We start from the raw sequence: 16,815 nt of genomic DNA, 5'->3' as shown, positions 1-16,815 counted from the left end.
TTTGCCGTCCCTTGTAGCCTTCGTGTTGAGGGGAATTGCGAGGGGGCCGTACTACTTTTCCCTTGGAAATGGCAACTCGCTGCGCTCAGACATCAATTTCCGGCGGGAAAAGTAGTACGGCCCCCTCACATAAGAACTCACGGATATCGCTAAAAAGATCTTGTTCTGAAGAAATATCTTTTGAGTCAGGTAGAGAGGGTGTGGGTGTGCTTTTCTGGCGGGGAAAAGATGTCTGAGCGAAGCGAGTTGCTTTTCCCCAGAAGAAAAGCATTCCCATGGCCTCTCCGCCCGCAAACCTGCAGGCTAGGAAGAACAGCTTACTCGTCGTCGGCAGAAGACTTGAAGAACACGACCTGCTTGACCGTGTGATCGTCCTCGTTCTTGCGCTTGTTCACCCGCGTCTCAAGCTCGGGGTTGGACGGCTGTTCGGCGTCAGACACTGCATCGGTGAAGCCACAGGCCACGCACTCGCGAACCTGGTCATCGTCGTCGGTGGTGAACATCATGATCTTGTCCATCTCCGCGCAGCGAGGACAGACGGCGCCGGCGATAAAACGTTTTGGACTCGCCATATAAATACTCCCGTTTGGAACAACCGGCAGCCTTTACGACTGCCGGCTCAAATTGGGTCAGGCCGCTTCGTCCGTGATGCCGGTTTGTTTCAGTAGCGCATCCACCTGCGGTTCGCGACCCCGGAAGGCCTTGAACAATTCCATCGGCTCCTGTGAGCCGCCTTTCTCCAGAATATTATGGAGGAAGGCCTTGCCGGTTTCCGGGTCGAAGATACCTTTTTCCTCGAACAGGGAGAAGGCATCGGCCGCCAGCACTTCCGCCCACTTGTAGCTGTAGTAACCCGCCGCATAGCCGCCGGCAAAAATGTGCGAGAAGGAGTTGGGGAAGCGGTTGAATTCCGGCGCTTCCACCACGGCGATCTCGCTACGTACCTTGCGGTGCATGTCCAGCGGGTTGGTGGGTGCCTCTTCGGTAAATTCCGCGTGCAGGCGGAAATCGAACAGGGAGAATTCCAGCTGGCGCACCATCCCCATGCCGGACTGGAAGTTCTTGGCTGCCAGGAGTTTCTGCAGCAGGTCTTCCGGCAGCGGCTCGCCGGTTTCGTGGTGCGAGGCGATCAGGCCGAGAGATTCCGGATTCCAGCACCAGTTTTCCAGGAACTGGCTGGGCAGCTCGACGGCGTCCCAGGCGACACCGTTGATGCCGGACACATCCAGCACGTCCACCTGGGTCAGCATGTGATGCAGGCCGTGGCCGAATTCGTGGAACAGGGTGGTGACCTCATCGTGGGTCAGCAGTGACGGCTTGCCGCTGACCGGCGGTGTGAAGTTGCAGGTCAGGAAGGCTACCGGCAACTGGAGCTGGCCACGCAGGTTGCGCCAGCGCACCCGGCAATCGGCCATCCAGGCACCGCCACGTTTGCCTTGGCGGGCATAGAGGTCGAGATAGAACCAGGCCAGGGGCTCACCGTTGCGACTGATACAGTAGGCAGTCGCATCCTCGTGCCAGGTTTCCACTTCCGGCTTCGCTTCAATCTGGACATCGAACAGCTTTTCAGCGACACGGAACAGTCCGGGCACCACCTTGTTCACCGGGAACCAGGGACGCAGGGTTTCCGGAGAGATGTCGTAGCGCTTCTGGCGAAGCTTTTCGCTGTAATAGCCGATATCCCAGGCCTGCAGTTCCTCGGCGCCGTACTCGTCTTTCGCGAACGCCCTGAGTTCGGCAAATTCTTTTTCGGCCTGGGGCTTGGACTTGGCCGCCAGCTGGTTCAGGAAGTCCAGCACTTCGTCGCTGCTGCGGGCCATCTTGGTGGCCAGAGAGCGCTCGGCGTAATTGTCAAAGCCCAGCAGCTTGGCCTGGGCGTGGCGGCGCTTGAGGATCTCCGCCATCACCGGGGTGTTGTCCCACTGGCCGGCATCCGGGCCCTGGTCGGAGGCGCGGGTCACAAAGGCTTCATAGACTTCCCGGCGCAGATCCCGGTTGTCACAGTAGGTCATGACCGGAAAGAAGCTGGGGAAATCCAGGGTGATCACATAGCCTTCCAGCTCTTTCTGGCGGGCGGCCTGCTTGGCGCTCTCAATGGCGGTTTCGGGAACACCGGCCAGCTCATCAACATCGGTAATGTGCTTGAACCAGTGCTGGGTAGCATCCAGCACGTTATCGCTGAACTTGTTGGACAGCTCGGACAGCTCCCGGGACAACTCGGCATACTGCTTTTTCTTGTCTTCCGGCAGGTCGACACCACCCAGATGGAAATCCCGGAGGGTGTTTTCCACAGACTTGCGCTGGGCTTCGCTCAGGTTCTTGAAATCGTCTCGCTCGGCCAGCTTCTTGTAGGCGTCGCAGAGGGCCGCGTTCTGGCTCACCTCGGTGCTGTACTCGGTGAGCTTCTCCAGGCAGTTCTTGTACACCTTGCGCAGTTCGTCGTTGTTCATCACGCCGTTGAGGTGTGAAATCACCGACCAGGCATTGCTCAGCTTGTCGTCCAGCGCCTGCATCGGCTGCGCCAGGGTCTCCCAGGTGGGATCGTCCTGCTCCGCGAGCTGGCTGATTTTCATCCGGTTTTCACTGAGAATCTGGTCAATTGCCGTTTCCATGTGCTCGGTGCGAACATGGTCAAACTTCGGCAACAGGTCGTCAGTCAGTAACGGGTTATTCATAGGTCCCCTTCTCAGTTCGTCGCATCTTGGGTAGTTTGGTTTCTTAATTCTATGGGGCTGGCACCTGTGGGAGAGGTCCTTCCAAAACACGCTCCTTGCGGCACCCCTCCGGGGTCCGGCCTGCAATCATAGATTGCAGTCGTTCGGCTGAAGCATGAAGCTTTGCTTCATAAACGCTCAGCCTCACCCATGTGACGCTTGACTGTCGCCATCCATGGCGACAGACAGTTTTGGAAGGACCTCTCCCACAGGCGCCCCGGGCCTCCGGGTATACGCGTTCAATTTCACTTTAACAGGTACTATGTAATGACGAATATACGTTCACACAAGGGTATCACGCCACATTTTGGGGAACGGGCATGGGTCGATCCAAGTGCGGTGGTGATTGGCGATGTTGAAACCGGCGATGACGTTTCCATCTGGCCGATGACCGTCGTGCGTGGTGATATGCACAAAATCCGTATCGGGCATCGGTGCAGCATCCAGGATGGGTCGGTTCTGCATATCACTCACGCCAGTGACTATAACCCCGGTGGTTATCCGCTCACACTGGGGGACGACGTGACTGTGGGTCACAAGGCGCTGCTGCACGGCTGCACCATTGGCAGCCGCGTTCTGGTGGGCATGGGCTGCATCATTATGGATGGCGCCGTGGTGGAGGACGAGGTGATTGTTGCCGCGGGCTGTCTGGTGCCGCCCGGCAAAACCCTGGAATCCGGGCACCTTTATGTGGGATCGCCCTGCAAAAAAGCCCGGACGCTGACCGAGAAGGAGCGGGGGTTCTTCAAATACACCGCCGCCAACTACGTCCGCCTCAAGGATGAGTACCTTAACGATCAGTAAGCCAGTGGTCTGAACTCAGGGCCGTAGCCGTATGTTTTGGGGTAACCCTGCATTCCGGAGACCCTTGTGGATACATCGGACGAACCGTTTGATCGAGCATTGCTGTACCTGCGTGCTGCAGGCCACGATACCGGCCCGGAAACCCGGGCACGGTTGTACAGCATGTTGCAGGCGCGCAGGGCTGAAAACCCGGCCTTGAATACCGGGCAATTACTGGAGCAAATGCCCCAATGGTTTGTACTGCCCGGACCGCTTGAGGGTCATCACCTGCCACCCATAGCCCGGGCCAGTATCGGGTATCCCCGTGAATAATGCCGGCTCCTGGCGCCCGATTGCCTTCCGGCGGCGGTTCCTGCTTGTCCTCCTTGTAGCCGCTCAGACTCTGGCCGGTGTGTTTCTGTTTGCCCAGACTATCCCGGATCAGGCCAGTTCCGGAATGATCGCCGTATTGCTGTTGGTATTCGGGGTGCTGTTTGCCTGGATTGGCGTGGGTTTCTGGACGGCCGTTTTCGGATTCGTTGCCCTCCGTTTCGGTGGCGACCCCTGGAGCCTTTCCAGCCGTGCAGGGCCGAGTGGGCCCTCGGAGTCGCTCTCTGCCCCAACCGCGGTCGTGATGCCCATCTGCCATGAACCTGTGCAGCATTCCCTCGGTGGTTTGAAAGCGATCATCCAGGATCTTGAGCAACAGGGGCAGGCCGGGCCCGTGGATTTCTACGTGCTCTCGGACAGTCGGGACCCGGACATCTGGCTGGAGGAACAAGCGACCTGCGAGCAAATACGCCGGGAGCTGGGCCCAGGCCAGCAACTGTTCTACCGGCGGCGCAACATCAACCTGAACTATAAGAGCGGCAATATCGCCGATTTCCTGCGTCGATGGGGTCGCCGCTACCGCTATATGGTTGTCCTGGATGCCGACAGTCTGCTCAGTGCCCACTGCATTACCCGGCTTATACAGCTCATGGAAGCTCGGCCCAAGGCGGGGATCATCCAGACCACACCCCGCCTGGCCCGGGCAGAAACCCGGTTTGCCCGTCTGCAACAATTTGCCAATCGCTGCTATGGCAGGCTCTACAGTGCCGGTCTGGCAGCCATCCAACTGGGGGAAGCCACTTACTGGGGCCACAACGCGATCATCAGGGTAGCCCCGTTCATGGCTCACTGTGGTCTTCGCAAGCTTCGGGGGCCCGGTCTGTTCCGGGGGCCGGTACTCAGCCATGATTTTATCGAAGCGGCACTGATGGGACGGGCCGGCTACGAGGTCTGGCTGGAACCGGCCATCGCCGGCAGTTTCGAGGAATCACCGCCGACACTCGAAGACGACCTGATCCGCGACCGGCGCTGGTGTCGGGGCAATCTCCAGCACCTGTGGCTACTGGTAACCATGGGCAAGATCCGAATGGCCCACCGGATGGCCCTGTTGACCGGTATTCTCTCCTATCTGGCTTCTCCGCTCTGGCTGATTTTCCTGGGCTTATCCGGCTATGTGGCGTTGGCCGGACCAACAACAGAGCCAACGCTACCCGGCGTTATGGCGACAACCGAGGCGGGCTCAGGCGCAGGTATGATGCTGGTGGCGGTAACCGGGCTGCTACTCTTTGGCCCCCGGCTTCTTGCCGTGACCGACCACGGTCTGGCCCGACGAACCGCCAGGTTTGGAGGCCCGTTCAGGCTCTATGGCAGCACTCTCGTCGAAACACTGGCGGCGCTGGCGCTCGCTCCGATCCGGATGCTGGTTCATACCCTCCATGTGGTCCGGGCTCTGCTGAATCTCAAGGTGGGCTGGCAGGGGCAGAACCGGTCCGGCGGTCTCACTCCGGGGCTCAGCTTCCAGCACTTTGGCCCGCTTCTGTTATCAGCCGCCGCAGGCCTTGCTCTGATTCACTGGCACGCGCCAACTCTGACGCCCTGGGCCCTACCGGTAATGGCACCGGTATTACTGGCGCCGGCTCTGGCCTTCTTGCTGGCCCAAAAGCCCGGCACAGGTACCTGGCTGAAAGTGCCCGAGGATGGTCATATCGCGAGAGTGATTGAGCTGGCCAGCGCCATACCCCCACTTCGCCATAACCCCGACCGGTTAAGCTGGTTCGAGCAGATGGTTCTGTCGCCGGTCTTTGCCAGGGTTTCCCGATATGACGCTCAGCCGGCCCCGGTAAAAAAGCACGGGCACTGGAACGGCTGGTCAATCTTTGCGCCACGGAGGGTAAAGAGGCCCTGAATGACCGGCAGCTTAGCCTGATCTGCAACCATCCGGTGGCCCTGGAAGCCCTGCATTGGCGAGCCTGGAATGCCTCACCAGAATCACCATGGCGTGACGTGCTGGCTCGTATGGCGCAGTCCGTTGAAGGGGCCCCTCCGGCAGCAGTGTCCTTGCCCCGTCGGCGAGACGAACTGGCATGGGTAGAGGCGGCCTCGTGATACTGGCCTGGCTGCTCATCCTGAACGGGTTATTCCTGCTGCCCGCTCTGGCACTGCCCGGTGACAATCCCTGGTTTTCCCCGGAAGCCCTGGTCGTCTGGGCCGTCATCTGCGGGCTCAGAGTGCCGCAACAGCGGTATCGCGTCGCCCAGGTGTTGGCCGTTCTGTATGGGCTGCTGGTCCTTCTTGTTCTGGTAGATGCCCTGGTTCGGGAAAGTCTTGGCCGAGGACTGAATCTTTATCTGGAGTTTGGTCTGCTGGACGCCGCCTGGAACCTGCTGGATACCAACCTGGGGGGCGTTCTGGCGGTGCTGGCTCTCGGTGCTCTGGCAGCCGTGCTTGTCGGGATAGGCTGGCTGTTTCACTATGGACTGGACCGACTGGGCCATCATTCCCCGGCCCATCTGGGCAAACCCCTCTGGCTGATGTCCGGGCTTTTCCTGGCCGGGGCCGTAACCCCGTGGATTGGTAGCCCGGCACTGGCGTTCGTTGCCAATCAGGCTTCCCTGATCACCCACACCCACCAGACAACCCGGAACTTTGCCGCCGAGCTGAACACCCGGCCCGGACGACAGAGCCAGCCCACTCCGTTGCCAAAGCTGGCGCAAACGGATGTAATTCTGGGTTTTATCGAATCCTACGGCGTGTCGACAATCACCGACGAGCGCTACCGTTCGACGGTCAGCCGAGGCCTTGAAGCCATGGGCCGGTCACTTGACGCGGCCGGGCTGACGGTCGCCACCGGCCGGCTGCAGTCGCCCATCCAGGGTGGCCAGTCCTGGCTCGGCCACCTGTCAGTACTCAGTGGCCAGTGGATCCACAACCAGCTTGCCTACGAAACCCTGCTCAGTAGCAGCTACGCCACCCTGGTCGATGACTTCCGCAGCACCGGACACAAGACCCTGGCCGTAATGCCAGCCATCACCGAGACATGGCCCGAGGGCCGACTGTTCCGGTACGACCGGATCTACGATCACGATGATCTGGATTACCAGGGGCCGCCGTTCAACTGGGTCACCATGCCCGACCAGTACACCTGGCACCGGTTCCAGGCCATTCGGGAAGCCCATCAGGGGCCGCTGTTCGCCGAACTGGCGCTGATCAGCAGCCACGCACCCTGGGTTCCGATCCTGCCGGTGCTTGAGGACTGGCAAAGCATCGGCAACGGAGAGGTGTTCCGGCGCTGGGAGGGTGCCGGCGAGGCACCGGTTTCGCTATGGCGCGATCCGGACCGGGTTCGCCAGCACTACGGACAGGCCATTGCCTATGCCCTGGAAGTTGCCGGAGGCTTCGCCACCCACTATCTGAAACAGGACGCTCTGATGGTCATCCTGGGCGACCATCAGCCGGCGCCGCTGATCACCGGTGAGGACGCCAGCCGCGATGTCATTGTTCACGTGATCAGTGCCGATCCGAAGCTGGTGAAACCTTTCTTGTCCGGTGAATTACCGGGATTTCGACCGGGTATCCGGCCCGATCCGGACACAGCCGGAGCCACCATGGCCCGTTTCCGCCCTTTTTTGCACCGGCATTTCGGCGAACTCTGAACCCGACTTGACCCTGATCAAAATTCGACCAACCCCGCCCTTGAAAACATCCATACTGCACCTACATTCGGTACTAGCAGAGGTTCACGGATAACCATCCGGCTGGCGCCACCGGCATGGAGCTGTTCCGCGATCGAAGCTGATGTCACACATTCAGATTCGTTCCGATAAAAGGAGGAGATCCTATGACCAATCTTACCCGCTGGAATCCGGTCAATGAGTTCGAAGACCTGATGAACCGCTATAACCGCATGTTCGGCCTGACACGCTCAGGCGGCGAGCGCGAAAGCAAAGACGTGTTCAGCCGCAGCGACTGGGCTCCGGCCGTGGACATCAAGGAAACTCCGGAGGCCTTCACCATCGAGGCGGAGTTGCCGGGCATGTCCAAGGAAGACGTAAAAGTAACGGTACACGAGGGCGTTCTGAGCATTCAGGGTGAACGCAAGAGTGAGAACGAGACCGACGACAAGAAGCACCACCGGATAGAGCGTTTTTATGGCAGCTTCCTGCGCCGCTTCACGCTGCCGGACAATGTCGATGAGAACAGCGTGAAGGCCAACTTCAAGGACGGCATGCTGACCCTGACGCTCCAGAAAGCCGAGCCGAAGGAGCCCAAGGCCATTGAAGTCGACGTGCAGTAAACGCCGACAACCTCAGGCAATAACGCACGGCCGCAGCGGGATCAGTTCCCGGCTGCGGCCGTTTTTTTGGCACCGGCCTTTTCCAGCGCGCGGGCATAATCCACACTGCGGCGATGCCGGGAAATCAGGTCCAGAATGGTTTCCCCGTCCGGGCCGGTGGCATTCAGATCCCGTCCTTCGGCAACGAGAAATCCGATAAAGCGTTCGAAATCTTCCGCTCGCATGGCCTGGTAGGCTTTCAACAGAGCGTTATAGTCGGCATTCTCCGCAGCATCCCAGGGGCGGATATCCAGAAAACTCCTGACCCGCTCATCGCTCCATTCCTCGCCAATCACTTTCGGCTTGTCCGGTCCACTCATGGTTGCTCTCTCGCTTCGCTGTGCCAGTCAATTATCGGGCGCACAGTATAAAGCCCTGAAAGCTGGACAGTTATATGGATTGCGCATGAGAAGCTACGCCTCAGATATAAGGCTCAGGGCCTGATTTCGACGGGCAGATCGCCGGTGGGCACCTCGTCGTTGCATTCGGGATTGCGAATGGCGATTTCCACCCGGCGATTCAGGGCCCGGTTCTCCGGTGTGTCGTTCGGCGCAAGCGGGTTGGTCTCGGCACGCCCGGCCGCCACCACCCGTTCGGCCGGCACCTGCCGATTCATCACTAACTCGTGCACCACGGACACGGCACGGGCCGCGGAAAGATCCCAGTTAGAGCGGTAGCGGTCACTGGAAATGGGCCGGTTATCGGTGTAGCCGGACACCAACACATCACCGGTACACGCCGACAGCACGTTCACCACCCGTTCGATAATCGGGATCATCTCGGGCTTGATGGCGGCCTCGCCGGATCGGAAGGTAGCCTCCTCGGAGAAGCGGATCACCACCTGGTTCTGGTCGTAATTGACACTCAGGGCTTCCGAAGCCACCTCCGATTCCAGTTCCCGGATCATCCGGCTGGCCAGATCGATCACACCACCCGGAATCTGGGTGGGCGCGGCACCCTCCGCGCGCTCATCAATGAACTCGGGCTCCCGTGCCTGGGATTCTGTGGGCTCGGGAAGGGAGACCGTGTCCGATTCAATCATGGTCAACGGGGAGCCACCAATATCCTCCGCCAGGACGTTGCTGGAGCCAAAGGCCACGGCCATGGAGTTGGCCATGGCCCGGTACTTCTCAACGTCCATTTCGGCAAACGACAGCAGCAGTATGAAAAAGGTCAGCAGCAGGGTGGCCAGATCGGCAAAAGTGACGATCCAGGCCGGCGTCTGGTTCTGCAGACGCTTCCTGTTTTTCTTATGGACCAGTTCCAAACCCTCAGGCCTCCCGCTCCGGCGCCAGGCCGGTGCGCTGCTCCGGGTGAACAAACGACGACAGCAGTTCGGTCATTACCCGGGGATTCTCACCGCGCATGATGTTCTTGATGGACGTGATGATCAGCACCTGGTTCCGGGCCTCGTCCTCGGCTTTCAGCTGCAGCTTGTCGGCCAGGGGCAGGGCAACCAGCTGGGCAATAAACGCACCGTACAAGGTGGTAAGCAGGGCGATGGCCATGGCCGGGCCGATGGAGGACGGATCGTCGAGGGTGTTGAGCATCTGCACCAGGCCTACCAGGGTGCCCAGCATGCCAATGGCTGGAGCCGATTCGCCGATGCCCCGGAACACCCGCTCGGCCACTTCGTACCGTTCGGCGGTCTGCTGGGTTTCCTGGGCCAGCGCCTCTTCCACCAGTTCCGGCGGGTGGCCGTCGACACACAGATTGATCGCCTTCTGCAGGAACTCATTATCCGTCTGGTGGTTTTCCAGGCCGAGAATGCCCTCTTTGCGCACCACCATGGCCAGCGCGCCCACTTCCCGGATCAGCTCCGCCGGCCGCGCCATACGGTCGGTAAACGCGGCAGACATGGCCAGGCGGAACGCGCTCATCACCGACGCCATGCGGAATTTGATCAGGGTTACACCAAAGGTTCCGCCCAGCACAATGGCGAGGCCCGGAAGGTTCAGGAACGTCAGGAAGGAGGCGTTGGCCAGCATCGCCAGCAAGACGATCAGGACACCAGCCACAAGCCCCACAAGGGTAAGAATATCCATCGAAAATCCCTACGGAATGTTGACCCTGAGCATAGCCCAATCCGGGGGCCGCGACTCAGTCGTTACGCAATTCCTCAATGACAGGACGTGTGGCGGGGCTGATGCCGCGCCAGATCCGGAACGATTCAGCCGCCTGCTCCACCAGCATACCAAGCCCGTCATGGACGATCTGTGCGCCCTGTTCAAGTGCCCACTGATTGAAGGTGGTGGTCTGCAGAGAATACATCATGTCGTAGACCACCGTTTGCTCTCCGAGTACCTCCGGTGACAGCGGTGGCAGATCGCCCTGGAGGCTGGCACTGGTACCGTTGATGATCACGTCAAAAGGCTCCCGGGGCTGTTCGAATCCGCAGGCAGAAAGCGCGGTCTCGCCCGCCACGGGTTTAAACAGCTTAACCAGCGCGTCAGCCTTGGCAACCGTCCGGTTGGCAATGGTAATGGCGGCAGGATGCTCCGCCAGGATCGGCCCCAGAACACCACGAACCGCGCCACCGGCCCCCAGCACCAGGATGCGTGCCTGCCCAAGGACAACACCGTGGTTCACAACCAGGTCTCGCACAATACCGCACCCGTCAGTGTTGTCAGCGGTGAGCCGGCCCTCGTCATCGAGATACAGGGTATTGGCGGCCCCGGCATTCTCGGCCCGCTCGGTACGACGGTCCGCCAGCTTCCAGGCGTCCTCCTTGAAGGGCACGGTTACGTTCAGGCCCTTGCCACCCCGTTCAAAGAATTGCCTCACCGTGCCGGCAAAATCATCCAGTGGCGCCTGGATGGCCGTGTACTCAACCGGCTCACCGGTCTCGCTGGCAAACAGGCTGTGGATCCTCGGCGATTTGCTGTGGCTGATGGGGTTGCCAACTACCGCGTAGAGATCGTTAGTCATGTTGGGTCTCCAGCCAGTTCCGCCCGGTCAGGAAATAGTCTGTCAGCCGGGCTTCTTCCGAATCGGGCTCCGCGGTCCGGTTGTAGTCCCAGCGCACCAGCGGCGGCAGCGACATCAGTATGGATTCGGTGCGACCGCCGGATTGCAGGCCAAACAGGGTGCCGCGGTCATAGACCAGGTTGAATTCCACGTAGCGCCCCCGGCGGTAGAGCTGGAAATCCCGCTCACGGTCACCAAACGGATGATCCATTCGGCGCCGGACGATCGGCTCGTAGGCGTCTATGTAGCTATCCCCCACCGCTTTCATCAGGCCGAAATCCTGCTCGAAGTCGCCGGTGTTGTGGTCATCAAAAAACAGACCACCAACACCCCGGGGTTCATCCCGGTGTTTCAGATAAAAGTAATCATCGCACCAGTCCTTGAAGCGCTTGTAGGTGCCCTCTCCGAACGGCTCGCAGGCATCGCGGGCTGTTCGGTGCCAGTGCACACAGTCTTCCTCAAAACCGTAGTAAGGCGTGAGGTCGTAGCCGCCGCCAAACCAATAAACCGGCTCGCTGTTCTGCGGCGTGGCAATAAAAAACCGCACGTTGGCGTGGGAGGTCGGCACATAGGGGTTGTTGGGGTGGATCACCAGGGACACACCCATGGCCTGCCAGGGAGCACCGGCCAGATGGGGACGATGAGCGGTGGCCGAAGCTGGCATGGTATCGCCCATGACGAGAGAGAAATTAACACCGCCTTTCTCGAACACCCGGCCTTCGGTGATCACCCGGCTGACACCGCCGCCGCCTTCCGGCCGGTCCCAGGCATCCCGGATGAACGATGCACCGTCATCGACAGCCTCCAGTCGGCTACAGATCGATTCCTGCAATCCCAGCAGGTACTGCTTTACCGCCTGGCTATCGGGTTGCTGTGCCATAAACGCTCCTAACGAAGTTGCTGACCACTGACAATATCAATAATACGACTGGGTTTGCGATTACCACCCAATGCCCCCGGTACGATCCAGTCAAGCTGATCGCCAAAGTAGCCCCTGACCTGCCAGATATGCCGGGCTGGCTGGCGCCCGGCCGGATTGCAGGATGTGGAGACCAGAGGCATGCCCGTGGCCTCGCAGAGCGCACGTACCACAGGATGTTCGCTGACCCGGACGGCAATGGAACTGTGTTGTCCACGGACCCAGCCCGGAATCTGGCGCTCAATGTCTGGCAGCAGACAGGTCACAGGGCCTGGCCAATGGCGCTCCGCTTCGGCCTGCATCGACCGGGTAAGGGGATCGAGCAGAAAGCGGATCTGGTCCACGGACGAAGCCACCAGAATCATCCCTTTTTCGACCGGGCGCTGTTTCAGTTCCAGAATCCGCTCCACCGCCTCCTGATCCCAGGGGTCACATCCCAGGCCCCAGACAGCTTCGGTGGGATAGGCAATAACACCGCCACTGAACACTGTGCGGCGAGCACAGTGCAGTTGCCAGTCAGAAAGGGGATGGGAGTGGGCCATACTGCTCGTGTCAGAATTGATCAGGGTAGATGGTTACACCGGATTCAGGCGATTTTCTGAAAACCTCCCGGCGCCGAACTGACCAGGCCCTGCAACTCCAGAAGCAACAGGGACTGCATGAGTTGATCGGCTGGAAGACCGGTTGCTGAACTCAGTGCATCGGTTGATTGTGGATCATACCCTAAAGCCTCAAACACCGCGATTTCGCGACTGTCCAGGCCGGCCAGGGATCCGTTGTCATGGCGCTTTGGTTCTGGCTCTGAAGCAGGCTTGGGCGTAAGCGGCGGGGACCACCAGGCGCCCAGTTCCTCCAGAATGTCATCCACCGTTTCCACCAGTCGGGCGCCCTGCTTGATCAGATGATGACAGCCGCGGGCAACCGGGCTATGCACCGAGCCGGGAATGGCGAATACTTCCCGCCCCTGCTCCAGCGCCATCCTCGCGGTAATCAGGGAGCCGCTGCGCAGTCCCGCCTCGACCACCAGCACCCCACGGCTCAGGCCACTGATAATCCGGTTACGTTGGGGAAAGTGCGCGGCTCTTGCCGGCGTGCCAGGAGGATACTCGGAAATCATCAGTCCGTCGGCAACGACTCGCTCACCCAGGCGGCGATGCTGGTGAGGGTAGACGCGGTCGAGGCCACAGCCAATCACCGCGACGGTGGGATACCCCGCATCCAGTGCCCCCGCATGGGCAGCGCCATCGACCCCGAGCGCCAGACCGCTGGTCACCATCAGATCGCGGGCGCTCAGTTCGGCGGCAAAACGCCGGGCATGATCCAGGCCGGCGGGCGTAGCCTTGCGACTACCGATGATACCGATCTGGTCCCGTGCCAGGAGCTCCGTATCACCTCGGGTGAAGAGCACCAGGGGCGCGTCGTGAATGTGCCGGAGCTGCTCGGGGTAGTGGGTATCTCCCCAGGTCAGAATACCGACGGCATGCTTCTGGCAATCGTGCATTATGGTCCGCACCTCACGAACCGCCGGATGCGCATCATCCTGCTTTTGCCAGGCCTGGATTGCGGCCATGGCGTCTGCAGTCATGCCCACGGCCCGCAGGGTTGCAGCATTCATGGAAAGCATTTGGGGCAAATCAGGAAATTCAGTCAGCAGTTCACGCCGACGGGTACGGCCGAGGCCGGGCAGGCAAGTCAGGAACAGCCATTGGGCTGTGGCAGAGGAAAACACGGCATCATCCTTGAAAACAGCGAGGCCGGACTTTCCTGGTCCGGCCGTTGCGTCTATCGGTAGTCAGTCAATCAGGGGTTGGTCACCTTGTCGCCCACCGTCAACACGCGGTTGGCCTGCAGCACCAGACCGTAGCTCATTTTTTCATAAGCCTGGAACACCATCAGCAACCCGGCACGCTCGGAGGGCAGCTCGATGGTTTCTCCGGTCACCGGATCGCGAACCAGGTTGCCGCTTTTCAGCACGGCCATCACGTTGCCAGCTTCCAGACCTTCCCGAGTGCCGCGGTTTATGGCAACCACATCAAACTGACCGATCTGGCTTACACCGCCATCAACCGAGATCATCTGCCCTTCAATATCCTGGTCGGGAGCACTGGGCACAAAGCTGGTGGTCAGACGGCGGTCTTCACTCACCATCAGTCGGTCGCCAATGCGAACTTCTTCGCTGGAGCTGGTCAGGTTTACGGTCAGCACATCGCCGTTTTCCCGGGCGACATCACCACGGGCAATACTGCGCGCCTCAAGACCGAGGAACTCGCCAGTATCCGGATCCCGGAACTCCTTGCTGCGCCGAAATACACCCACTTTGTCTGCAGGCTTTTCTCCGCGAGCATACAGCTTGTCGCCGGCACCGGTGATAATCCGGCCGTCTTCACCTTCTAGAACATACGGAGCACCGTTGATCTCTTCCGGACTGACAATACGGGTGTCCGTCAGGAAACTGCCAATGGCATCAAGCGGGATCGCCGGGATGGGCGTATCGATGGGCTCGGAACGTACCTTGGGCGACAGCTTTACGACATCGTTGCTGGCAACCTTCGTAATACGGGGCTTGCCATCAATATAAACCAGGGCAAGGCGATCACCGGGATAAATCAGGTGAGGGTTGGCGACCTGCGGGTTTACATGCCATATTTCCGGCCAGTACCAGGGGTTGTTCAGAAAACGGGCCGAAATGTCCCAGAGGGTGTCACCCTTAACTACGGTGTAACGCTCGGGATGATCGGACCGCAGCTCCGGTGCAGCATGAGCCCAGGAGGTTATAAGCAGCGTAGTTGCTGCCAGAGCGTACAGCAGTTTCCTCATTGTGTAAGTCCTTGATCGCGTGCCTTGATTCTTTGCATTCTGTTGGGATGCAGTCAGTTACCTGAAGCTTATTACGTTGTTATTCCAGTTACTATAGAAGAAGTCTCGCAAATTGTGATGTTATCTTTTGTTCTTCCAGTAAATTCTATCCCGTCGTTGAAAGATTTTAACTATTAACTGATCAGTTTGTACTCAATCGACGAATTGTTGGATAATAGTCGTATAAAGCTTGAGAACTCCTCCAGCCGTTGAAAGCTGGGGCCTTGCCCCGATAATAGTAGAGGCAAGGTGAAAATTTGCGCAGTACGCTGTCGCATTTCGGAGATCAGTTTCACACTGTTACAAAGAGCAGCAAAGTCAAAAGGCATGCCGGCACAATACCGCGGGCATCCCGACATACAGGCTAAAAGACCGACCTATGATACTAGAGATTCTCGAATACCCGGATCCCCGTCTACGCACCATTGCCAAACCGGTAGAAGAGGTGACAGACGCCGACCGCAAGCTGATCGACGACATGTTCGAGACCATGTACGATGCGCCCGGCATTGGCCTTGCGGCCACCCAGGTGAATGTGCACAAACAGATCATCGTTATGGATCTGTCCGAGGACAAGAGCGAGCCGCGGGTGTTCATTAACCCCGAGGTGGAAGTGCTCGACGGTGAACGGGAAGCCATGCAGGAAGGCTGCCTGTCGGTACCCGGATTCTACGAAGACGTCGAACGGATCGAACACTGCATGATCCGGGCCCTGGACCGGAACGGCAAACCGTTCGAACTGGAGGCCAAAGGCCTGCTGGCTGTCTGCATCCAGCATGAGATGGATCACCTGAACGGCAAGCTGTTCGTGGACTATCTCAGCTCGCTCAAGCGCACTCGCATTCGCAAGAAGCTGGAGAAGCTGCACAAGAAGAGCGCCTGATCAGGCTGCAGGCGAGCGTCAAAACCAGACACTATTCCGGACCGGGTCATGACCCGGTCTTTTCGTATACAACGGAACAGAGATCACAACACCGTGCGACTTGTTTTTGCTGGCACACCGGATTTTGCGGCGACCGCGCTCCAGGCCCTGATTGCGGCCGGCCACACCATTGTTGGCGTTTATTCCCAGCCGGACCGTCCCGCCGGCCGTGGCCGGAAGCTGCAGCCCAGCCCGGTCAAGCAGGTGGCGCTGGACCACGGGATCCCGGTCTTCCAGCCCGAAACACTGAAAACGCCCGACGCCCAGAAGCAATTGTCCGATCTGAATCCGGACGTGATGATTGTCGCGGCCTATGGTCTAATCCTGCCGAAGGCGGTCCTGGACATTCCAACCCACGGTTGCCTGAACATCCACGCCTCGCTGCTGCCACGCTGGCGCGGCGCCGCACCTATTCAGCGGGCCATAGCGGCAGGCGATGCGGAAACCGGCATCACCATCATGCAGATGGACGAGGGTCTGGATACCGGCGCCATGCTGTTGAAATCCCTGACCACCATCGAGGACAACGACACCGGCGGCAGTCTCCATGACCGCCTGGCTGAACTCGGTGGCCTGGCCATCATCAAGGCCCTGGAGCTTCTTCAGAAGGGCGAACTCACCGGGGAATCCCAAAACGACCAGCTGGCCTGCTACGCCAGCAAACTGAGCAAGACCGAAGGCCATATTGACTGGGCCGCAGATGCCACAGCCATTGAACGGCTGGTTCGCGCCTTTAACCCCTGGCCCGGAACCTACACCGATCAGGGTGACCAACGCATCCGGATTCACGAAGCCCAGGCCCTGGTTACCGCCAGCGACGCTTTCCCCGGCACCGTAGTACAACGGGACCGGGACGGCATCGACATTGCCTGCGGCAACGGCACCCTGCGCATCACCCGTCTCCAGCTGCCGGGCTCCCGCGCCCAGAGCGTGAACGACCTGATCAATGGCGGCAAGGAACTGCTCATGCCCGGCCAGGAGCTGCGCTGAG

Annotated in this window: 18 protein-coding genes; 7 read left to right on the top strand and 11 right to left on the bottom strand. The window is 59.7% G+C overall.

What is annotated here, in order from left to right; all coding sequences use genetic code 11:
• Window positions 1-85: 85 nt before the first annotated feature.
• Genes AC13DD_RS19835 through prlC form a run of 3 tightly spaced genes read right to left on the bottom strand, consistent with a single transcriptional unit; the run spans window position 86 to window position 2,675 of the window.
• Window positions 86-277: a hypothetical protein gene (locus AC13DD_RS19835; protein WP_139216041.1), complete on the bottom strand. Its 192-nt coding sequence runs from the start codon at window positions 275-277 to the stop codon at window positions 86-88.
• Between the two features lie 40 nt (window positions 278-317).
• Entirely contained in the window at window positions 318-572 is a 255-nt protein-coding gene (locus AC13DD_RS19830; protein ID WP_041645867.1) for a YheV family putative zinc ribbon protein, read from the bottom strand.
• A gap of 57 nt (window positions 573-629) precedes the next feature.
• On the bottom strand, window positions 630-2,675 hold the full coding sequence (gene prlC, locus AC13DD_RS19825; RefSeq protein ID WP_482931638.1) for an oligopeptidase A: 2,046 nt from the start codon (window positions 2,673-2,675) through the stop codon (window positions 630-632).
• Window positions 2,676-2,981: 306 nt separating this feature from the next.
• Between prlC and AC13DD_RS19820 the strand changes: the two genes are divergently transcribed.
• The 5 genes from AC13DD_RS19820 to AC13DD_RS19800 all read left to right on the top strand — a co-directional run bounded on the left by AC13DD_RS19820 (window position 2,982) and on the right by AC13DD_RS19800 (window position 8,121).
• Window positions 2,982-3,518: a gamma carbonic anhydrase family protein gene (locus AC13DD_RS19820; protein ID WP_104270376.1), complete on the top strand. Its 537-nt coding sequence runs from the start codon at window positions 2,982-2,984 to the stop codon at window positions 3,516-3,518.
• A gap of 66 nt (window positions 3,519-3,584) precedes the next feature.
• A complete protein-coding gene (locus tag AC13DD_RS19815; RefSeq protein WP_104270375.1) occupies window positions 3,585-3,830 on the top strand; it encodes a hypothetical protein in 246 nt (81 codons plus the stop codon).
• Entirely contained in the window at window positions 3,823-5,733 is a 1,911-nt protein-coding gene (mdoH, locus tag AC13DD_RS19810) for a glucans biosynthesis glucosyltransferase MdoH (protein WP_104270374.1), read from the top strand. The genes AC13DD_RS19815 and mdoH overlap by 8 nt, the downstream gene beginning before the upstream one ends.
• Window positions 5,734-5,911: 178 nt before the next feature.
• Window positions 5,912-7,480: an alkaline phosphatase family protein gene (locus tag AC13DD_RS19805; RefSeq protein ID WP_104270373.1), complete on the top strand. Its 1,569-nt coding sequence runs from the start codon at window positions 5,912-5,914 to the stop codon at window positions 7,478-7,480.
• A 185-nt stretch (window positions 7,481-7,665) separates the two neighbouring features.
• A complete protein-coding gene (locus tag AC13DD_RS19800; protein WP_104270372.1) occupies window positions 7,666-8,121 on the top strand; it encodes an Hsp20/alpha crystallin family protein in 456 nt (151 codons plus the stop codon).
• A gap of 41 nt (window positions 8,122-8,162) precedes the next feature.
• Here AC13DD_RS19800 and AC13DD_RS19795 read toward each other — a convergent pair whose 3' ends face one another.
• The 8 genes from AC13DD_RS19795 to AC13DD_RS19760 all read right to left on the bottom strand — a co-directional run bounded on the left by AC13DD_RS19795 (window position 8,163) and on the right by AC13DD_RS19760 (window position 14,863).
• The gene (locus tag AC13DD_RS19795) at window positions 8,163-8,480 is read right to left on the bottom strand and encodes a PA4642 family protein (RefSeq protein WP_008176684.1); all 318 of its coding nucleotides are present in this window, start codon (window positions 8,478-8,480) and stop codon (window positions 8,163-8,165) included.
• A gap of 113 nt (window positions 8,481-8,593) precedes the next feature.
• On the bottom strand, window positions 8,594-9,427 hold the full coding sequence (locus AC13DD_RS19790; protein ID WP_482931637.1) for a flagellar motor protein MotB: 834 nt from the start codon (window positions 9,425-9,427) through the stop codon (window positions 8,594-8,596).
• 4 nt (window positions 9,428-9,431) lie between these two features.
• A complete protein-coding gene (locus AC13DD_RS19785) occupies window positions 9,432-10,205 on the bottom strand; it encodes a motility protein A (protein WP_482931636.1) in 774 nt (257 codons plus the stop codon).
• Window positions 10,206-10,260: 55 nt separating this feature from the next.
• Window positions 10,261-11,088: a shikimate dehydrogenase gene (gene aroE / locus AC13DD_RS19780; protein ID WP_008176678.1), complete on the bottom strand. Its 828-nt coding sequence runs from the start codon at window positions 11,086-11,088 to the stop codon at window positions 10,261-10,263.
• Window positions 11,081-12,007, bottom strand: a complete 927-nt coding sequence (hemF, locus tag AC13DD_RS19775) for an oxygen-dependent coproporphyrinogen oxidase (RefSeq protein WP_008176676.1) — start codon at window positions 12,005-12,007, stop codon at window positions 11,081-11,083. Before hemF ends, aroE begins: the two co-directional genes overlap by 8 nt.
• An 8-nt stretch (window positions 12,008-12,015) precedes the next feature.
• Entirely contained in the window at window positions 12,016-12,588 is a 573-nt protein-coding gene (tsaC, locus tag AC13DD_RS19770; protein ID WP_008176674.1) for an L-threonylcarbamoyladenylate synthase type 1 TsaC, read from the bottom strand.
• A 44-nt stretch (window positions 12,589-12,632) separates the two neighbouring features.
• The gene (dprA, locus tag AC13DD_RS19765; protein WP_482931635.1) at window positions 12,633-13,775 is read right to left on the bottom strand and encodes a DNA-processing protein DprA; all 1,143 of its coding nucleotides are present in this window, start codon (window positions 13,773-13,775) and stop codon (window positions 12,633-12,635) included.
• A 71-nt stretch (window positions 13,776-13,846) separates the two neighbouring features.
• Complete coding sequence (locus AC13DD_RS19760; protein ID WP_008176670.1) at window positions 13,847-14,863, bottom strand: LysM peptidoglycan-binding domain-containing protein; 1,017 nt, start codon at window positions 14,861-14,863, stop codon at window positions 13,847-13,849.
• Between the two features lie 418 nt (window positions 14,864-15,281).
• On the opposite strand from AC13DD_RS19760, the gene def reads away from it, so the two are divergent.
• On the top strand, window positions 15,282-15,785 hold the full coding sequence (gene def, locus AC13DD_RS19755; protein WP_482931634.1) for a peptide deformylase: 504 nt from the start codon (window positions 15,282-15,284) through the stop codon (window positions 15,783-15,785).
• A gap of 93 nt (window positions 15,786-15,878) precedes the next feature.
• On the top strand, window positions 15,879-16,814 hold the full coding sequence (gene fmt / locus AC13DD_RS19750; protein ID WP_482931633.1) for a methionyl-tRNA formyltransferase: 936 nt from the start codon (window positions 15,879-15,881) through the stop codon (window positions 16,812-16,814).
• Window position 16,815 lies beyond the last annotated feature (1 nt).

This window comes from Marinobacter sp. L-13, assembly GCF_056857715.1.
This window is presented reverse-complemented; position numbering and strand designations above follow the sequence as displayed.

Bases quoted from the DNA above. Each gene is read 5' to 3' on its own strand.
- AC13DD_RS19760 (WP_008176670.1), bottom strand. From the start codon at position 14,863: ATGAGGAAACTGCTGTACGCTCTGGCAGCAACTACGCTGCTTATAACC.
- AC13DD_RS19800 (WP_104270372.1), top strand. From the start codon at position 7,666: ATGACCAATCTTACCCGCTGGAATCCGGTCAATGAGTTCGAAGACCTG.
- hemF (WP_008176676.1), bottom strand. From the start codon at position 12,007: ATGGCACAGCAACCCGATAGCCAGGCGGTAAAGCAGTACCTGCTGGGA.
- aroE (WP_008176678.1), bottom strand. From the start codon at position 11,088: ATGACTAACGATCTCTACGCGGTAGTTGGCAACCCCATCAGCCACAGC.
- AC13DD_RS19820 (WP_104270376.1), top strand. From the start codon at position 2,982: ATGACGAATATACGTTCACACAAGGGTATCACGCCACATTTTGGGGAA.
- AC13DD_RS19795 (WP_008176684.1), bottom strand. From the start codon at position 8,480: ATGAGTGGACCGGACAAGCCGAAAGTGATTGGCGAGGAATGGAGCGAT.
- AC13DD_RS19835 (WP_139216041.1), bottom strand. From the start codon at position 277: ATGGGAATGCTTTTCTTCTGGGGAAAAGCAACTCGCTTCGCTCAGACA.
- AC13DD_RS19785 (WP_482931636.1), bottom strand. From the start codon at position 10,205: ATGGATATTCTTACCCTTGTGGGGCTTGTGGCTGGTGTCCTGATCGTC.
- prlC (WP_482931638.1), bottom strand. From the start codon at position 2,675: ATGAATAACCCGTTACTGACTGACGACCTGTTGCCGAAGTTTGACCAT.
- AC13DD_RS19805 (WP_104270373.1), top strand. From the start codon at position 5,912: ATGGGTAGAGGCGGCCTCGTGATACTGGCCTGGCTGCTCATCCTGAAC.
- def (WP_482931634.1), top strand. From the start codon at position 15,282: ATGATACTAGAGATTCTCGAATACCCGGATCCCCGTCTACGCACCATT.
- AC13DD_RS19830 (WP_041645867.1), bottom strand. From the start codon at position 572: ATGGCGAGTCCAAAACGTTTTATCGCCGGCGCCGTCTGTCCTCGCTGC.
- tsaC (WP_008176674.1), bottom strand. From the start codon at position 12,588: ATGGCCCACTCCCATCCCCTTTCTGACTGGCAACTGCACTGTGCTCGC.